Origin of the sequence: Kitasatospora sp. NPDC057940 (genome assembly GCF_042887425.1) — a bacterium.
Lineage (GTDB): Bacteria > Actinomycetota > Actinomycetes > Streptomycetales > Streptomycetaceae > Kitasatospora.
In genome coordinates, this window is the sequence record NZ_JBHVPH010000001.1 from 226,943 (window position 1) to 243,647 (window position 16,705).

A 16,705-nucleotide genomic window follows, 5' to 3' on the forward strand; every position below is an offset into this window, starting at 1 on the left:
ACGACCCGGGGGGCCGCTCCGAATCCGTTCTCCGGCGGGACGAAGCGCGTCCGAACGGATGCACGACGAACGGGCGAGCGAGTGACGGGAGCCCGTCCGGGCGGGCACACCTGGCGTGCCGCACCCGGTATGCGTCACCCTGTGTGTCCGAGCCCACCCCCGGGCACCACGCTGTCCGGGAACCGTACGGAAGGGCCCGGCGTGGATACGATCAGTACGGAAGTACCGCAAGTAGGCACGACCGACTCCCGGCGGGATCCGGTCGGCAGGCAGGCGAACGAACCCTGGAAGGGGGTGTCCCATGGGAGTGCTGAAGAAGTTCGAACAGCGGCTTGAGGGTCTCGTCAACGGCACCTTCGCCAAGGTGTTCAAGTCCGAGGTCCAGCCCGTGGAGATCGCCGGTGCGCTGCAGCGCGAGTGCGACAACAACGCGAGCATCTGGAACCGCGACCGCACCGTCGTGCCGAACGACTTCATCGTCGAGCTGAGCCCGCACGACCACGAGCGGCTCAGCCCCTACTCCGGGCAGCTGGGCGCCGAGCTGGCCGGCATGGTCCGCGAGTACGCGGAGGCCCAGCGGTACAGCTTCATGGGCCCGCTCCAGGTGAACCTGGAGAAGGCCGACGATCTGGACACCGGCCTGTACCGGGTGCGCAGCCGCACCCTGGCGGCCGAGGAGCCCCAGCAGTACGCCCCGCAGCAGCAGCCCGGCTACGACCGCCAGCCGGCCGCGCCGGCCCCCGGCGCACCGTGGCAGCAGACCGGCGCCGGCCAGTACGGCGCGCCCCCGCCGCCGGCCGCGCCCCCGGCGATGCCCCCGGGCCCGCCCGCGACGTCCGGCGGCAACGTCCGCGCCTTCCCCGGCGCCGGCCACGGCGCCTCGGTCCGCCGCTGGATCGAGGTGAACGGCGCGCGCCACCAGATCACCGGCGCGGCCTGCGTGCTCGGCCGCTCGACCGAGGCGGACGTGCGGATCGACGACCCCGGGGTCTCCCGCAAGCACGCCGAGATCCGCCCCGGCACCCCTTCGATGGTTCTCGACCTCGGATCCACCAACGGCATCGTGGTGGACGGGCAGCACACCCAGCGCGCTACGCTCCGCGACGGCTCCCGCATCGTCGTGGGCTCCACCACCATCGTCTACCGACAGGTCGAAGGGTAGTGTCCGAGTTGTTCGCGCGCCTCGCTCACCGACAGGCGGGCCGGCCATGTCAGAACTGACCCTCACGGTCATGCGGCTGGGCTTCCTGGCCGTGCTGTGGCTGTTCGTCATCGTCGCGATCCAGGTGATCCGCAGCGACCTGTTCGGGACCAAGGTGAACCCCCGCTCCTCCCGTCGCGGCGCCAACGCCGCTCAGGGTGGCACCGCCGCCGCTCCGGCCGCCGGGCGCGCCGCGCAGGCCCCGGCCGCCGGCCCCGCGGCGGGCCAGACCCAGGGCGGCGGCCGCCGTCGCGGCGCCCCGACCCAGCTCGTGGTGGTGCAGGGCTCGCTGGCGGGCACCACCGTCGCGCTCCAGGGCCAGACCATCACCCTGGGCCGCGCGCACGACTCCACCATCGTGCTGGACGACGACTACGCGTCCTCCCGGCATGCCAGGATCTATCCGGATCAGACTGGGCAGTGGACGGTCGAGGATCTAGGCTCCACCAACGGCACCTATCTGGACCGGCAGCGCCTGACCGCGCCCACTCCGCTCCAGCCGGGCACGCCGATCCGTATCGGCAGGACCGTCATCGAACTGCGGAAGTAGTAGCGCATGAGGGACAGCATCCCGTCCATGACCCAGAGGGGGGCACAGGTCGCATGACCCTGGTGCTGCGCTTCGCCGCCGGCTCCCACAAGGGACTGATCCGGGAGGGGAACGAGGACTCCGGCTACGCCGGGCCGCGGCTGCTGGCCGTGGCCGACGGCATGGGCGGCGCCGCGGCCGGCGAGGTCGCGTCCTCCGAGGTGCTCGGCTCGATCGTCCGACTGGACGAGGACGTGCCGGGCGCCGACCTGCTGACCCTGCTGGGCGACGCCGTCCAGGGTGCCAACGACCGGCTCCGGCAGATGGTCGAGGAGGACCCGCAGCTGGAGGGCATGGGCTGCACGCTGACCGCCATGCTCTGGACCGGCCAGCGGATGGGCATGGTGCACGTCGGCGACTCCCGCGCCTACCTGCTGCGCGACGGCTCGCTGGTGCAGATCACCCAGGACCACACCTGGGTGCAGCGCCTGGTCGACGAGGGCCGGATCACGCCGGAGGAGGCCGAGACCCACCCGCAGCGCTCGCTGCTGATGCGGGCGCTCGACGGCCGCGGACAGGTCGAGCCCGACCTGTCGATCCGCGAGGTCCGCGCCGGCGACCGCTACCTGATCTGCTCCGACGGCCTCTCCGGCCCGGTCAGCCACCAGACCCTCCAGGACACCCTCGGCAGCTACTACTCGCCCGAGCAGACCGTGCAGGAGCTGATCCAGCTCGCGCTGCGCGGCGGCGGTCCGGACAACATCACCTGCATCGTGGCGGACGTCATCGACGTCGGCGCCACGGACACCACGAGCGGCCAGTACAACGACGTCCCGGTGGTGGTCGGCGCGGTCGCCGACACCCCGCCGTCCTCGGCCGCCGCGGACCGCTCGATCGCCGACACCCCGGCCGGCCGCGCCGCCGGCCTCGGCCGCGCCCCGCAGGGCGCCTTCGGCCCGGCCGAGGGCTACGACGCCGGCTACGGCGCCGCCCAGGGCGGCTTCGGCCCCGCCGAGGGCTACGAGGGCGAGTACGGCTACGGCTCCGGCGAGCCCTCGGTGTACGGCGCCGAGGAGTTCGACGAGGAGCCGCCCGCGAAGCGCAAGCGCAAGGGCCTCACCGTCTCGGTGGCCGTCCTGGTCACCCTCGGCCTGCTCGGCGGTGCCGGGTTCTTCGGCTACCAGTGGACCCAGGACCAGTACTACGTCGGCAAGCAGGGCGACCACGTCGCGGTCTACCAGGGCATCAACCAGAACCTGGCCGGCCTGAGCCTGTCCTCGGTGCACACCGCGTACAAGGACGTCGAGCTCAAGTACCTGCCGCAGGACCAGGCCGAGCACCTCAACAAGACCATCACGGCCAACAGCCTGGGCGCCGCCACCGCGACCGTCCAGGAGCTCGACGGCTGGGTCAAGCTCTGCAGGAAGGTCGCCGACGCCCGGACCGTCCCGGCCGCCCAGGGCACCCAGGCGGCGCAGGCCACCCACGCCGCGTTCCTGGCCGTCACGCCCACCCCGGGGGAGAAGACCCGCCCCCCGGTGGCCCCCACCAGCCCGACCCCGGCCACCCCGACCCCGACCGCCCCCAGCACGTCCGCCCCGGCTCCGAACGCCGCCGCGCCGAACACCGGCCCGTCGGGCGACCTGTCCGGGCTGACCGAGGAGGAGCGCAGCCGGGCCGACTCCTGCCCGAAGCAGTGACCTCCGTGATCCGACATAGGCCCGCCCCGAGCGGGGCAGCCGGCCGTCAGGGAGCGGTCACCACGTGAGCACCTACGACCTGAGCGACGACACCGGCCGGGCCGGCAGGCGCCGGACGGCCACCGACCGCGCCGCCACCCGGCGCCGGGCCAACACCACCATCTCCCTCCAGGGCGCGCCGAACCGGCGCAACACCGAGCTGGCCCTGCTGGCCTTCGCCGTCGTGCTGCCGATCCTCGCGTACGCCAACGTGGGCCTCGCGATGGACTCCTCGCTGCCGAGCGGCATGGTCGGCTACGGACTCGGCATGGGCGCGCTGGCGCTGGTCGCGCACCTGCTGGTGCGCCGCTTCGCGCCGTACGCGGACCCGCTGATGCTGCCGATCGCCACCCTGCTGAACGGGCTCGGCGTGGTGATGATCTGGCGGCTCGACAAGGCCGGCAAGCTGCTGAGCGCCAACTTCCCGGCGGCCCGGAACCAGCTGATGTGGTCGGCCCTCGGGATCGGGCTGTTCATCGCCGTGATGGTGTTCCTGAAGGACCACCGGGTGCTCCAGCGCTACACCTACATCTCGATGGTGGCGGCGCTGGTCCTGCTCGCCGCGCCGGCCTTCTTCCCGGCCCGGGCGGAGGACTTCGGCGCCAAGATCTGGATCCGGATGGGCGGCTTCTCCATCCAGCCCGGCGAGTTCGCCAAGATCATCCTGACGGTGTTCTTCGCCGGCTACCTGATGGTCAAGCGCGACGCCCTCGCCCTGGCCAGCCGCCGCTTCATGGGCCTGTACCTGCCGCGCGGGCGCGACCTCGGCCCGATCATCGTGATCTGGCTGCTCAGCCTGCTGATCCTGGTCTTCGAGAACGACCTCGGCACGTCCTTCCTGTTCTTCGGCCTGTTCGTGGTGATGCTCTACGTCGCCACCGAGCGGACCAGCTGGATCCTGTTCGGCCTGCTGATGTCGATCGGCGGCGCGGTCGCGGTCGCCATGACCACCAGCCACGTCAAGGTCCGCATCGACGCCTGGCTCGACCCGATGGCCGCCTTCGGAGCACACCCGCCGAAGGGCGCCACCGAGCAGATCGGCCAGTCGCTGATGGCGCTCGGCTCCGGCGGGGTGACCGGCTCGGGCCTCGGCCAGGGCCGCTCCTGGCTGATCAACTTCGCCGCGAAGAGCGACTTCATCCTGGGCTCGTTCGGCGAGGAGCTCGGGCTGACCGGCCTGATGGCGATCTTCCTGCTGTACGCCCTGCTGGTGCAGCGCGGCCTGCGCACCGCCCTCGCCGCCCGCGACCCGTTCGGCAAGCTGTTCGCCGTCGGGCTCTCGTCGGCGATGGCGCTGCAGGTCTTCGTCGTGGCCGGCGGGGTCACCGGGCTGATCCCGCTCACTGGTATGACCATGCCGTTCCTCGCCCAGGGCGGGTCGTCCGTGGTCGCCAACTGGGCGCTGGTCGCGATCCTGCTGAAGATCAGCGACAGCGCCCGCCGACCCGGGGTCGAAGCGACCCCGGCCACCGAGGGCCAGGGAGGACCCGCCCGATGAACAAGCCGATCCGCCGGGTCTCGATCTTCTGTCTCGTCCTGATCCTGGCCCTGATGGTGCGCACCAACTGGGTGCAGGGCGTCCAGGCCGACGCCTGGGCCACCAACAAGAACAACAAGCGCCAGCAGTACGACCGGTACGCGCACCCGCGCGGCAACATCATCGTCGGCGGCCAGCCGGTCACGAAGTCCGACTTCGTCAACGGCCTGCGCTACAAGTACAAGCGCTCCTGGGTCGACGGCCCGATGTACGCCCCGGTCACCGGCTACTCCTCCCAGGTCTTCGGCTCCAGCCAGCTGGAGTACCTGGAGGACGGCATCCTCTCCGGCACCGACGACCGGCTGTTCTTCCGCAACACCCTGGACATGCTGACCGGCGAGCAGCAGCGCGGCGGCGACGTCGTCACCACGATCAACGCCAAGGCCCAGAAGGCCGCCTGGGACGGCCTCGGGGACAAGAAGGGCGCCGCCGTCGCGATCGACCCGAAGACCGGCGCGATCCTGGCGCTGGTCTCCACCCCGTCCTACGACCCGGGCGCCATCGCCGGCAGCGAGAGCGGCGACTCCAAGGCCTGGACGGACCTCAACGCCGACCCCAACAAGCCGATGCTCAACCGGGCGCTGAAGGAGACCTATCCGCCCGGCTCCACGTTCAAGCTGGTCACCGCGACCGCCGCGTTCGAGAACGGCCTGTACCAGAACATCGACGACCAGACCGCGACGCCGGACCCGTACACCCTGCCGGGCACCCAGACGGTGCTCAACAACGAGTCGCCGCTCGAGAGGTGCGGGAACGCCACGGTCAAGTCGGGGATGGACCAGTCCTGCAACACGGTCTACGCCAAGATGGGCGCGGACCTCGGCAAGGACAAGATGCGGGCGCAGGCCGAGAAGTTCGGCTTCAACAGCACCATCGACACCCCGGTCCGTTCCGAGAAGAGCATCTTCCCGAGCAGCGCGAGCCCCGACGGCACCGCGCAGGACTCGATCGGCCAGCACGACACCCGCGCCACCCCGCTGCAGATGGCCATGGTGTCCGCCGCGATCGCCAACAACGGCAGCCTGATGCAGCCGTACCTGGTCGACCAGGAGCGCTCGGCCTCGCTGACCACCATCTCCAAGCACACCGAGAAGCAGTTCTCCCAGGCGATGAGCCCGGCCACCGCGCAGAAGATGCAGGACCTGATGGTCTCGGTGGTGGAGAACGGCACCGGCAAGAACGCCAAGATCCCCGGCCTCCAGGTCGGCGGCAAGACCGGTACCGCGCAGCACGGCGAGGACAACGCCGGGCTGCCGTTCGCCTGGTTCACCTCGTGGGCCAAGACCACCGACGGCCAGTCCGTCGCGGTCGCGGTCGTGGTCGAGGACGGCTCCAACAACCGCGACGGCATCAGCGGCGGCCGGCTGGCCGCCCCGATCGCCAAGGCGGTGATGCAGGCCGTCCTCGGCAAGTGAGGAGGAGGCCCGACCGTGAGTGGAAAGTCACGATCGACACCCCCGTCCGGATACCGGTCTGATATCGGCCGACGGCCGACTCCGGTCCGATGCGGTGCGACCGGTAGCGTATCCGCCAGCAGCGGGTGTGCCCGTTGCCGCCCGCGAGACGGCGCACGGCCCGGCCGGAGAACCGGTCGAGACCCGCTCGGCGTCACCCAGAGCGTGCGGGGACACCTACGTCACAACCTCGCCGGCAGGTGAGGGAGAGGGTCGGAACTATGGAAGAGCCTCGTCGCCTAGGCGGCAGGTACGAGCTCGGCGGCGTCCTCGGACGCGGCGGCATGGCCGAGGTGTACCTCGCCCATGACACCCGGCTCGGCCGTTCCGTCGCCGTGAAGACGCTCCGGGCCGACATGGCCCGGGATCCGTCGTTCCAGGCCCGCTTCCGCCGCGAGGCGCAGTCCGCGGCGTCCCTGAACCACCCCGCGATCGTCGCCGTGTACGACACCGGCGAGGACTACATCGACAACATCTCCATCCCGTACATCGTGATGGAGTACGTCGAGGGGTCCACCCTGCGCGAGCTGCTGCACTCCGGCCGACGGCTGCTGCCCGAGCGCGCGCTGGAGATGACCATCGGCATCCTGCAGGCGCTGGAGTACTCGCACCGCGCCGGCATCGTGCACCGCGACATCAAGCCGGCCAACGTGATGCTGACCCGGCAGGGCAACGTCAAGGTCATGGACTTCGGCATCGCCCGCGCGATGGGCGACGCCGGGATGACCATGACCCAGACCTCGGCCGTCATCGGCACCGCCCAGTACCTCTCCCCCGAGCAGGCCAAGGGCGAGCAGGTCGACGCCCGCTCCGACCTCTACTCCACCGGCTGCCTGCTCTACGAACTGCTGACCGTCCGCCCGCCGTTCGTCGGCGACTCCCCGGTCGCGGTGGCCTACCAGCACGTCCGGGAGGAGGCGCAGCCGCCGTCCGTCTTCGATCCCGAGGTCCGCCCCGAGATCGACGCGATCGTGCTGAAGGCGCTCGCCAAGGAGCGCGACTACCGCTACCAGAGCGCCGACGAGATGCGCGACGACATCGAGCGCTTCCTCGACGGCCTGCCGGTGGCCGCCGCCCAGCAGGCCGCCGCGTACGGCATGGGCGCCGGGTACGGCTACGACCAGACCGGCTACCCGCAGCAGCACGACCCGTACGGCCAGACCAACGTGCTGCCGCAGCAGCCCGGCGGCGGGCCGACCACCATGCTGCCGCAGGCCGGCGCGCAGCCCGGCTACGGCCCGCAGGGCGGCTACCAGGACGACGGCTACGGCCAGGCCTACGCCGACGGCCCGGCGGGCGGCGGCCACGACGACGGCTACGGCCGGGACGGCGGCCGGCGCGGCGAGCAGCCGCCGAAGAAGAGCAACACCTCCTGGATCGTGCTGGCGGTCGCCGCCGTGCTGGTCCTGGTCGGCACCTTCTTCGTGGCCCAGGCCATGTTCAACGGCAACGGCGGCGGCACCACCGAGACCCCGAAGGTCTCCGTGCCGAACCTGGTCGGCAAGAGCCTGGCGGACGCCAAGACGGCCGCGGCCGCGGCCGGTCCCAAGCTCGTGGTGGCCGAGGGCGACAAGCTCGCCTGCCCGGACGCCAACATCAAGAAGGACCAGGTCTGCACCCAGAACCCGGCCGTCGGCGGCCAGGTCGCGGAGAACAGCACCATCACCGTGCAGGTGTCCTCCGGCCCGGCCAAGGCCCCCCTGCCGAACGTGGTCGGCAAGACCAAGGACCAGGCGACCAAGGCGCTCGGCGACGCCGGCTTCACCAACGTCACCACCGAGTACAAGGACGACGACACCGCTCCGCAGGAGAACGTCACCGCCCAGGACCCGGTGGCGGGCACCCCCGGCGACCCGACCGCCCCGGTCAAGCTGACCGTCTCGCAGGGCAAGACGAAGGTGACCGTGCCGAACGTGGCCGGCGCGCAGAAGGAGGTGGCGCAGGCCCAGCTGGAGGGCCTGGGCTTCCAGGTCGACACCTCGAAGACGGTGCAGACCACCGACCAGAGCAAGGCCAACACCGTCGCCGCGCAGTCGATCCAGGCCAACACCAAGGCCCCGGCCAACACGAAGATCTCGCTGACGATCTTCAAGATGCAGGACAAGCCCCAGGTCCCGCCGCTGCAGAACGTCAAGCTGTCGGAAGCCATCTCCCAGCTGGGCAAGGTCGGGCTGCTCTACACGGTGGTGTCCGGTCCGTCGGACCCGAACGCCATCGTCGTGAGCACCAACCCGCCCGCCGGCACCCAGCTGGACCCGAACTCCCAGGTGATGCTCATCACGAAGCCGGCCGATCCGCCCAAAGGGGGTGACCCCCTCTCCCCCTCACCCTCCAACACCAAAGGGGGGAACAACAACTAAGCCCTGGTTCCCCTGGATCTGAGGCTTGGTGGGAGTTGTCCGGCCGTACGCCCGAGGGCCCGTCGCAGCGGTTGCGACGGGCCCTCGGGCGTTCTCGGTTCCGGGCTGCGGCAGCCGGGCGGCGGGTTCCGGACCGCGGCAGCACCGGCGGCCGGCGGGCTCAGGGCCGGCGCAGCTCCGGCGGCGGGGTGCGCTTGGCGTCCACGTCGTCCACCCGCACCAGGCTCCCCCAGACCGCCATCCGGTAGCGCGAGGTGTACACCGGCGTGCAGGTGGTCAGCGTGATGTACCGGCCGGGGCCGGTGTAGCCGGAGCCGACCGGGACGGGCGCGACGATGCCGGTGTCGTACTTGGACGTCTCCGGCAGGGTGCTGTCGATCCGGTAGACGTACCACTTGTCCTTGGTCTCGACGACGACCGCGGCGCCCTTGTGCACCGCGTCCAGGTCGTGGAACTTGGCGCCGTGGCCGTCCCGGTGGGCGGCCAGCGCGAAGTTGCCGGCCTGGTCCCAGGGCATCGCGGCACGGTAGGGCTGCTCGTACACCCCCGCCACGCCCTCGGCCAGGGTGTCGCTGTCGGTGCCCATCCGGATCAGCACCTGGTAGTCCCGGCCCATCGCCGGGACGTGCAGGAAGCCGACCGCGTCCCCGGCCGCGAACGGCGCGGCGGGCGCGGACGTCCCGCCGGGGGCGGCCGAGGGGGTGCCGGACGGGCTCGCGGCCCAGGTGTCGCGCAGCCGGTCGGAGGCCGCGGCCGCCGAGCGGTCCGCCTCGACGTTGGTCCACCACAGCGAGTAGGCCACGAACAGGCCGAGCACCAGTCCCAGGGTGATCAGCAGCTCGCCGAAGACGCCGAGCGCGGCCAGCGCCCGACTGCGGCCGCGCCGGGCGGGCGCGGGGCCGGCCTCGGGCGGCGGGAAGGCCTCCTCCCGCGGCTCGGCCGACTGCGCGGTCTCGTCCGTCATCTCCGGTGCTCCCCCTTCGTGCCGGGTGCCCGGGCGGTCACCCGCCCGTGATCGCGGCCGGCTTGCCTTGGCTGCGCGGCCGTTCCTCGGTCATCTTGCCAAAGACGATGAGGCGGAACTTGGAGGTGAACTCCGGGGTGCAGGTGGTCAGCGTGATGTACCGGCCGGCGCCCGCGTAACCGGCGCCGTTGGGGACGGGCTTGATCACGCTCACGTTGTTGGGGGAGGTCTCCGGGATGCTGCTGGTGACCTCGTAGGTGTAGTACGAGGTGGCGGTCTCCACCACGATCTTGTCGCCCTTGCCGAGCTGGTTGATGTACCGGAACGGCTCGCCGTGGGTGTTGCGGTGCGCGGCCAGCGCGAAGTTGCCCGCCTTGTCGGCCGGCATCCCGGTGCCGGTGTAGTGGCCGACCAGGCCCTTGTCGAGCACCGCCGGCTTGGAGGTGCCCTCGGCGATCGGGAACTTCAGCCCCAGCTTGGGCAGGTAGATGATGGCGAAGCCCTTGCCGGGCTCGAACGACTCCGGCTTGGCCGGGTCCGGAGCCGGCTGCCCGGGCGTCGGCGGCGCCAGGGCCGCGTCGAACTGCTGCTCCAGCCGGTTGCGGGCGCCGTCGGCGGCCGCGTCGGCCTGCACGTTGGTCCACCAGAGCTGGTACGAGACGAAGAGCAGCATGACCACGCCGAGCGTGATGCACAGCTCCCCGACGAGCCGCGCGGCCACCACGACCGCGGACTCCTTGGGCCGCGCCTTCGCCCCGGCGCCCCGGCCGCTCGCCCGGCGCCGACCGACGCCCGCGCGCACGGAGGTCCGGCCCTGGGCGGCCCTGCGGCGCTCGGCCCGGCCGCCGGTGGGCGGGGCCGGCTCCGCGGCCGGCCCGCCGATGTCGAGGGGCAGGCGCAGCTGGAGCGTCTGGTCGGGCAGCCAGGGGTACTCGGGGCCGGACACGGCGGGCTGCTCGGCCTGCTCGTACACGCCCCAGGCGTCCTCGGCGGCGCCCTGTCCGGGCTGCGCCGGGTACGGCTGCGGGTACGCCGCCGCGTCACCGTGGTGCTGCCCGTCGCCGTACCGGCCGTCACCGTACCGGCCGTCCCCGTACGGGCCGCCGCCGTACTGCGCGCCGCCGTACGGCTGTCCGTCGCCCGGGCCCGCCTCCGGCTGGTAACGCCCCTCCGGACGCAGCGCGGTCACGCCGCTCAGCCCCGGCCGATCACCGGGGCGAGCCCGGCCGACCGGTCCACGGCCTCTGGGTAGCCGCACTCCGCCAGCCAGTTGGCGAGCATCCGGTGCCCGCCCTCGGTGAGCACCGACTCGGGGTGGAACTGCACGCCCTCGACGGGCAGTTCGCGGTGCCGCAGGCCCATGATCACGCCGCTGTCGGTACGCGCGGTGACCACCAGCTCGTCCGGCACGGTGGCCGGCTCGACCGCCAGCGAGTGGTACCGGGTGGCGGTCAGCGGCGAGGGCAGTCCCTCGAACACCCCGCCGTCCTCGTGCTCGACCGGCGAGGTCTTGCCGTGCAGCAGTTCCGGTGCCCGGTCGACCACCGCGCCGTACGCGACCGCGATCGACTGCAGGCCCAGGCAGACGCCGAACACCGGCAGCCCGATCCCCGCGCAGTGGTGCACCATCCCGATGCAGACCCCGGCCTCCTCCGGCGCCCCGGGCCCGGGGGAGAGCAGCACCCCGTCGAAGCCCTGGTCGTCCTCGCCGCCGGAGCGGCGGACGGCGTGCTCGACGGTCACCTCGTCGTTGCGCACCACCTCGCAGGTGGCACCGAGCTGGTACAGGTACTGGACCAGGTTGAAGACGAAGCTGTCGTAGTTGTCCACGACCAGGATGCGGGGCGCGGTCGGCTGGGTGGTCATTCTCGCGTGGTCTCCGTGGGATGCGGGGCGGGGTCGGCAGGGTGGAGGAGCAGGGCCGCCGGTTCAGCCGGCCGCGGCGCCTTCGCCGCCGTCCACTGTGACGTCACCGAAGGGGAGCAACGGTTCCGCCCACGGGAAGACGTAGGTGAAGAGGAGATAGACGATCCCCACGACGAGGAGCAGCGAGATGACGGCGCGGACCAGGGTGTTTCCCGGGAGGTGACGCCAGATCCAGCCGTACATGGTGCTCCCTCGACGTAGCGGACTGGGGTCAAGAGTAGACCCGGGATCAACGACCGCGGGGCCGGTCCGCTACTGCTGCCCGCCCGCCGACCGCAGCTCGGTGGTGCCGGAGTATCCCGGGAGGGTCAGGTCACCGCTCTCCTGGACCTTCCAGCCGAGCCCGTACGCCTGGACGTACTGGAGGTAGTTGCGGATCGTCGGGTCCCCGTCCACGGCGGCCTTCAGCGCATCGGTGCGGCCGACCGCCCGGACCACGTACGGCGGCGAGTAGACCCGGCCCTGGAGGAGCAGGGTGTTGCCGACGCAGCGGACGGCGCTGGTGGAGATCAGCCGCTGGTCCATCACCTGCACGCCCTCGGCGCCGCCCCGCCACAGCGCGTTGACCACGGCCTGGATGTCCTGCTGGTGGATGACCAGGTCGTTGACGCCGGGCTCGGGGACGCCCGGGATGCGGGCGGTGGCGTTCGGCGGGGCGTCGTTGAGGGTGACGGTCAGGCCGCCGCCCTGCAGCGGCTCCAGGGCCGCGCCGAGCCGCAGGTCGTCCAGCCGGGCGGCGTCGGCGGGGTTGCCGCCCTGCTGCCCGGTGAGCTCCTGCGCGCGGGCCTGGAGGTCGGCCAGCTGGGCCTGGGCCTGCTGGTTCTGCGAGCTGCGCTGGCGTATCACGTCGCCGAGGCTCAGCAGCGAGTTGTCCGTCCGCAGGTCGGTGCCGCGGGCGGTCTGCGCGCTGATGTAGAACAGCAGTCCGGCGAGCGCGAAGACCGCACAGGTCAGGGCACGCCCGACAATTCGGGTGCCGGAGCGGCGGGTAGTGGTCGGCCGAGGGGGAATCGACAAATTAGGCACCGTACCCTTATCTCCTTAAGACCCACCGAGCCACTACGCTAACGGACGCCGGTGGCGCGTGCGGGAACGGTCCCGTGCGTTCCGCACCGCCCGTCACCGGCCGACCGACCCCCGCTGCACCTCTGCGCGGTCTCACAGCGCATCGACAGGAGAGCTCCTCGTGCCGAAGTCTCGACTCCGCAAGAAGTCCGACTACACCCCGCCGACCACGGCCGCGGTGAAGATCAGTTCGGGCCGCAGTTGGGTCGCACCGCTGATGCTGGCACTGTTCCTGATCGGCCTGGTCTGGATCGTCACCTATTACGTGACCAGCGGCAGCTACCCGGTCGAGAGCTGGCGGAACTGGAACATCCTGGTCGGTTTCGGGTTCATCGCCGCGGGGTTCGGCGTCTCCACCCAGTGGAAGTGACCTTCCGCTCCTCCTGAGGCTCCGGTCGAGCCACCACCGCCGCTTCGGACCACTGGTGCCGGGCGGCGGTCAGGCGTGCCCGGACACGGGCGGGAAACCGGTCGGTTATCCCCATCATCAGACTGTCCTGCTTATCCACATGGTTATCCACACTGGGGAAAAGTCTCCCCAGCCTGTGGATAACCTTTCGACCGCGGGCTTTCCACAGCTGTGCACAACTTCCCGGGAATGGGAAAACCGCACAGCAGGACACGCGTAGAACAGCAGTCCACACCCCGGGCGGCGAACAGCCTGTGCACAACCCCGCACCCGCTGTGGACAAACACCCGCGGCGTCACGCGCCGTAGCGGGCCATCCCGATCATCAGCATCGCCGCCACCACGGCCAACGACCCCGTCAGCGCCAGCCCCTGGACCAGGCCCCGGCGCTCGCGCGGGGCGTACATCAGACCGGCCGCCGTCAGCGCGCCCACCACCAGGCCGCCGATGTGCGCCCGCCAGTCGATGTCCGTCCGCGAGAAGGTGACGACCAGGTTGAAGACCAGGAACGCCATCACCGGGCCGAGCGGGCCCCGGTTCCGCAGCTGCATCACCACCGTGGCGCCGATCAGCCCGAAGATCGCGCCCGAGGCCCCGACCGACCGCAGCGAGTTGCCGTCGATCAGGAAGGCCAGGGTGCTGCCCCCCAGACCGGAGAGCAGGTAGAGGGCCAGGAAGCGCAGCCGGCCGAGCGCCGTCTCCAGCGTGGGGCCCAGCCAGTACAGGACCACCATGTTCATCCCGACGTGCCACCACTGCAGGTGCAGGAACACCGAGGTCAGCAGCCGGTACCACTGGGCGGGCCCGTCGGCGACGCCGTCCGGACCGCCCAGAACGGCCCGCCCGGCGCTGTACAGCTCCCAGACCTGGCCCAGCCGCGGCGTGAGCACGTAGGCGGCCAGCACGAAGACCACCACGTTGATGCCGATCAGCACCCTGGTGACCAGCCCGCCGTCCTGGGCGATCGCCCCGCCGAACCGGGTGGTCGCCCGCCGCGTCCCGGCGTGCCCGCCGCCGACGCACTCCGGGCACTGGAAGCCCACCGAGGCGGCCACCATGCACTGCGGGCAGATCGCCCGCTCGCAGCGGGTGCAGGAGACGCCGGTGGCCGTCTGCGGGTGCCGGTAGCAGCCGGTCAGCATGAGGTTCTTCCCCTCCCGTACGGGACCCCGAAATCGCCAGCCTACTGCGGCGGATCCGATATCGGGCCCGCTCCCCGGCTCCTTCCGCACCCCGCGTACGGCCCACTCCGACATGCCGGTGGACAAATCAGCATGCATGATCAGCATTCAGGTGGATATGTGCATAAAGGACGCCACCCAGGAGGAGAGACTCGTGACCTTTTCGGACTCGGCTCGTGAGACGGCCACCAAGACCCGGGACACCGCCGCGCACCTCGCGGAGGGCGCCAAGCAGCGCCTCGGCCCGGCGCTGGACACCTTCGGGCCGAAAGCCGCCCAGGCCGCCCAGAGCCTCCGCGTCCAGTACGAGCGGCACATCGCCCCCCAGTTCGGTCACGCCTTCGCCAGTCTGCCGCCCGAAGCCCAGCAGAACGCCCTGAAGGCCTTCCACCGCGCCCAGGAGGCCGCTCTGGCGGCCCGGCTCTCCGCAGCCCGCGCTGCCGACCAGGCCCGCTCCACGGTCGGCCCCAGGGTCGTCCAGGCCGTCGAGGAGGCCCGCGCCGCCGTCACCCCGGTCGCCCAGGAGGCCCAGACCCGGGGCGCCGCCGCGCTGACCGCGCTGCACGGCAACGTCACCTCGGCCGAGATCAGCCACCTCGCCGCCCGCAACGCCCGGCGGAAGCGGTGCAACGGCCTGGCCACCGGCCTCGCCGTGGCCGGTGCGCTGGCGATCGGCGGCGGGATCGTGGCCTGGCAGTGGTGGCGCCGGCACAGCAACCCGGAGTGGCTGGTCGAGCCCCCGACCGACCGGGCCGACCAACCCGCCGGTGCGCACGCCGCCGGCGCGACGGCCCCCGGGCCGGTCAACGCCGCCGGGGCCCCGCAGAGCGGCCCGGCCGCTCCCGCCGGACCCCGGGCCGGGGACACGGCCGCCGAGCCCGCTCCGCCGCCCGTCCGGCCCGACAACGACGGCAACGACGGCAACGGCGACCACCCCAAGCCGCACGACCCGCGCGGACCGCACTGACCCGTCGCCCGGCCCTCAGGGCGTGTCGGACACGCCCTGAGGACGCGGAAACGCCGATCGGCCACTGACCGGGATTCAGGTCAGCGGCCGATCGGCGTCACGACTGCGATGAGCTGTGGAGCATAGGAGACTCGAACTCCTGACATCTGCCTTGCAAAGGCAGCGCTCTACCAACTGAGCTAATGCCCCTCGACGGCACCGCAGGTGCCGACGGGCACTAGCGTACCGGGTTCCGGCGCCGTTCCCGGCGCCCTCCCCCCGGGCCGACCGGACCTGCCGCCGAGGCGGCGTCCGGGCGGTGCCTGGGATCCGGCCGATCCGGTCGGATGACCGGGCCGGCCGGCCCTGGAGGCGCGGTGAAGCGCCTCCGAAGATCGTTGATCGTCGGATCGTCCGGGCTCAGCGACCGGCCGGAACCGGGTCGGTGGCCTCGGTCCACAGGTCCTGCTCGGCGCGGTCCGCCTGGACCTGACGGTAGACAAAGAAGCCGCCGAGGGCGACCAGGGCGACCAGGAGAAGCTTCTTCACCGCGGGACCTCGTCCTTCTTGCGTTGGCGGACTCAAGAGCCGGTGCTCCGGCCGGACTGACCGGGCCGACGAGTCCAGATGTGTTTCGATCGCGAGCGGGCTGCCGGGTGCCAGACTGCCCTTGCGGCCGATGATACACACCAGTGTCCCAATCGTGACCAGCCACCGCTGCGGCCAACCCGGCGGTCCGGGCGGAGGATTGACGCCGCACCTCCTGCCGTACGTCCGGCCCTCCCAGGCCGGGCCCTACGGCGTGCCCGGCGGGGCGCTGGACGGGTGCCCCGACGAGCGGTCGGACGGGCGGTTCGACGAGCGGTTCGACGGCGTCACCACCACGGCCTTCCCGCCCGCCAGGTCGACCTTCGTCCGGGGCGGCGCCCCTTCGCCCTCCTCGTCGCGCAGCATCAGGGTCGTGCCGCGTTCGTCCAGCTCGTGCTGCTTGCCTGCGGCGAACTGCGCGTGCAGCTGCTCGAAGCCGGTGGCCGAGATCTGCCCCTCCCGGCCGGTCCCCCGCCACGGCACCCAGCGTGACCGGCGCGCCCGTAACGCGAGCTGGTCGACCGCCGCGAGCACCACCAGGGCGCAGACCAGTCCGGGGATGCTCATCGCCCAGAAGACCGCCATGTCGTCACCATCCCTCCACACGTTCCCTCCCCGTTCCCTCCCCGGAGAACAGCCCGGCGGGACGCGCGGTTCCCGCAACGGAGGGGGAAACGTCGAAGGGCCCGGAGTGAATCACTCCGGGCCCTTCGCGGTGGTGGGCCTAACAGGACTTGAACCTGTGGCCTCTTCCTTATCAGGGAAGCGCTCTAACCGTCTGAGCTATAGGCCCTTGCCGCACTGAAA

The 16,705-nt window shown here is 71.7% G+C and carries 16 protein-coding genes and 2 tRNA genes; 8 read left to right on the forward strand and 10 right to left on the reverse strand.

Annotation, left to right across the window (positions count from 1 at the left end; all coding sequences use genetic code 11):
- The first annotated feature begins 301 nt into the window (after positions 1 to 301).
- From ACFVTF_RS01065 to pknB, 6 genes are all read left to right on the forward strand, one after another.
- Positions 302 to 1,162: an FhaA domain-containing protein gene (locus tag ACFVTF_RS01065; RefSeq protein ID WP_371517853.1), complete on the forward strand. Its 861-nt coding sequence runs from the start codon at positions 302 to 304 to the stop codon at positions 1,160 to 1,162.
- A 46-nt stretch (positions 1,163 to 1,208) separates the two neighbouring features.
- Positions 1,209 to 1,751 (forward strand): FHA domain-containing protein, encoded by a 543-nt coding sequence (locus tag ACFVTF_RS01070; protein WP_387807517.1) that lies wholly within the window; start codon positions 1,209 to 1,211, stop codon positions 1,749 to 1,751.
- A 53-nt stretch (positions 1,752 to 1,804) separates the two neighbouring features.
- Positions 1,805 to 3,430: a PP2C family protein-serine/threonine phosphatase gene (locus tag ACFVTF_RS01075; RefSeq protein ID WP_387807520.1), complete on the forward strand. Its 1,626-nt coding sequence runs from the start codon at positions 1,805 to 1,807 to the stop codon at positions 3,428 to 3,430.
- 160 nt (positions 3,431 to 3,590) lie between these two features.
- Entirely contained in the window at positions 3,591 to 4,967 is a 1,377-nt protein-coding gene (locus ACFVTF_RS01080) for an FtsW/RodA/SpoVE family cell cycle protein (protein ID WP_371522735.1), read from the forward strand.
- Positions 4,964 to 6,421, forward strand: a complete 1,458-nt coding sequence (locus ACFVTF_RS01085; protein ID WP_387807523.1) for a peptidoglycan D,D-transpeptidase FtsI family protein — start codon at positions 4,964 to 4,966, stop codon at positions 6,419 to 6,421. The genes ACFVTF_RS01080 and ACFVTF_RS01085 overlap by 4 nt, the downstream gene beginning before the upstream one ends.
- Before the next feature lie 260 nt (positions 6,422 to 6,681).
- Positions 6,682 to 8,820 carry a Stk1 family PASTA domain-containing Ser/Thr kinase gene (gene pknB / locus ACFVTF_RS01090; protein ID WP_387807525.1) on the forward strand — a complete coding sequence of 713 codons (2,139 nt, stop codon included), beginning with the start codon at positions 6,682 to 6,684 and terminating at the stop codon, positions 8,818 to 8,820.
- 160 nt (positions 8,821 to 8,980) lie between these two features.
- Here pknB and ACFVTF_RS01095 read toward each other — a convergent pair whose 3' ends face one another.
- From ACFVTF_RS01095 to ACFVTF_RS01115, 5 genes are all read right to left on the reverse strand, one after another.
- Positions 8,981 to 9,784: a class E sortase gene (locus ACFVTF_RS01095; protein WP_387807528.1), complete on the reverse strand. Its 804-nt coding sequence runs from the start codon at positions 9,782 to 9,784 to the stop codon at positions 8,981 to 8,983.
- A 37-nt stretch (positions 9,785 to 9,821) separates the two neighbouring features.
- Entirely contained in the window at positions 9,822 to 10,973 is a 1,152-nt protein-coding gene (locus ACFVTF_RS01100; RefSeq protein ID WP_387807530.1) for a class E sortase, read from the reverse strand.
- Between the two features lie 5 nt (positions 10,974 to 10,978).
- Positions 10,979 to 11,650 (reverse strand): aminodeoxychorismate/anthranilate synthase component II, encoded by a 672-nt coding sequence (locus ACFVTF_RS01105; protein ID WP_371517859.1) that lies wholly within the window; start codon positions 11,648 to 11,650, stop codon positions 10,979 to 10,981.
- 63 nt (positions 11,651 to 11,713) lie between these two features.
- Complete coding sequence (locus ACFVTF_RS01110) at positions 11,714 to 11,893, reverse strand: hypothetical protein (RefSeq protein WP_350876763.1); 180 nt, start codon at positions 11,891 to 11,893, stop codon at positions 11,714 to 11,716.
- Positions 11,894 to 11,962: 69 nt separating this feature from the next.
- A complete protein-coding gene (locus tag ACFVTF_RS01115; RefSeq protein ID WP_063351254.1) occupies positions 11,963 to 12,721 on the reverse strand; it encodes a DUF881 domain-containing protein in 759 nt (252 codons plus the stop codon).
- A gap of 175 nt (positions 12,722 to 12,896) precedes the next feature.
- Between ACFVTF_RS01115 and crgA the strand changes: the two genes are divergently transcribed.
- Positions 12,897 to 13,145, forward strand: coding sequence for a cell division protein CrgA (crgA, locus tag ACFVTF_RS01120; protein WP_350876761.1), 249 nt, complete (start codon positions 12,897 to 12,899; stop codon positions 13,143 to 13,145).
- 334 nt (positions 13,146 to 13,479) lie between these two features.
- Here crgA and ACFVTF_RS01125 read toward each other — a convergent pair whose 3' ends face one another.
- A complete protein-coding gene (locus ACFVTF_RS01125; RefSeq protein WP_387807535.1) occupies positions 13,480 to 14,325 on the reverse strand; it encodes a rhomboid family intramembrane serine protease in 846 nt (281 codons plus the stop codon).
- Between the two features lie 193 nt (positions 14,326 to 14,518).
- Between ACFVTF_RS01125 and ACFVTF_RS01130 the strand changes: the two genes are divergently transcribed.
- Positions 14,519 to 15,331, forward strand: a complete 813-nt coding sequence (locus ACFVTF_RS01130) for a DUF5324 family protein (protein WP_387807537.1) — start codon at positions 14,519 to 14,521, stop codon at positions 15,329 to 15,331.
- A 116-nt stretch (positions 15,332 to 15,447) separates the two neighbouring features.
- Here ACFVTF_RS01130 and ACFVTF_RS01135 read toward each other — a convergent pair.
- From ACFVTF_RS01135 to ACFVTF_RS01150, 4 genes are all read right to left on the reverse strand, one after another.
- Positions 15,448 to 15,520 (reverse strand) — tRNA-Ala (locus ACFVTF_RS01135).
- 210 nt (positions 15,521 to 15,730) lie between these two features.
- Positions 15,731 to 15,859, reverse strand: a complete 129-nt coding sequence (locus ACFVTF_RS01140) for a DLW-39 family protein (RefSeq protein ID WP_014137031.1) — start codon at positions 15,857 to 15,859, stop codon at positions 15,731 to 15,733.
- 246 nt (positions 15,860 to 16,105) lie between these two features.
- On the reverse strand, positions 16,106 to 16,483 hold the full coding sequence (locus ACFVTF_RS01145; RefSeq protein ID WP_387807540.1) for a DUF6191 domain-containing protein: 378 nt from the start codon (positions 16,481 to 16,483) through the stop codon (positions 16,106 to 16,108).
- A gap of 131 nt (positions 16,484 to 16,614) precedes the next feature.
- Positions 16,615 to 16,691: transfer RNA gene (locus ACFVTF_RS01150), tRNA-Ile, on the reverse strand.
- Positions 16,692 to 16,705 lie beyond the last annotated feature (14 nt).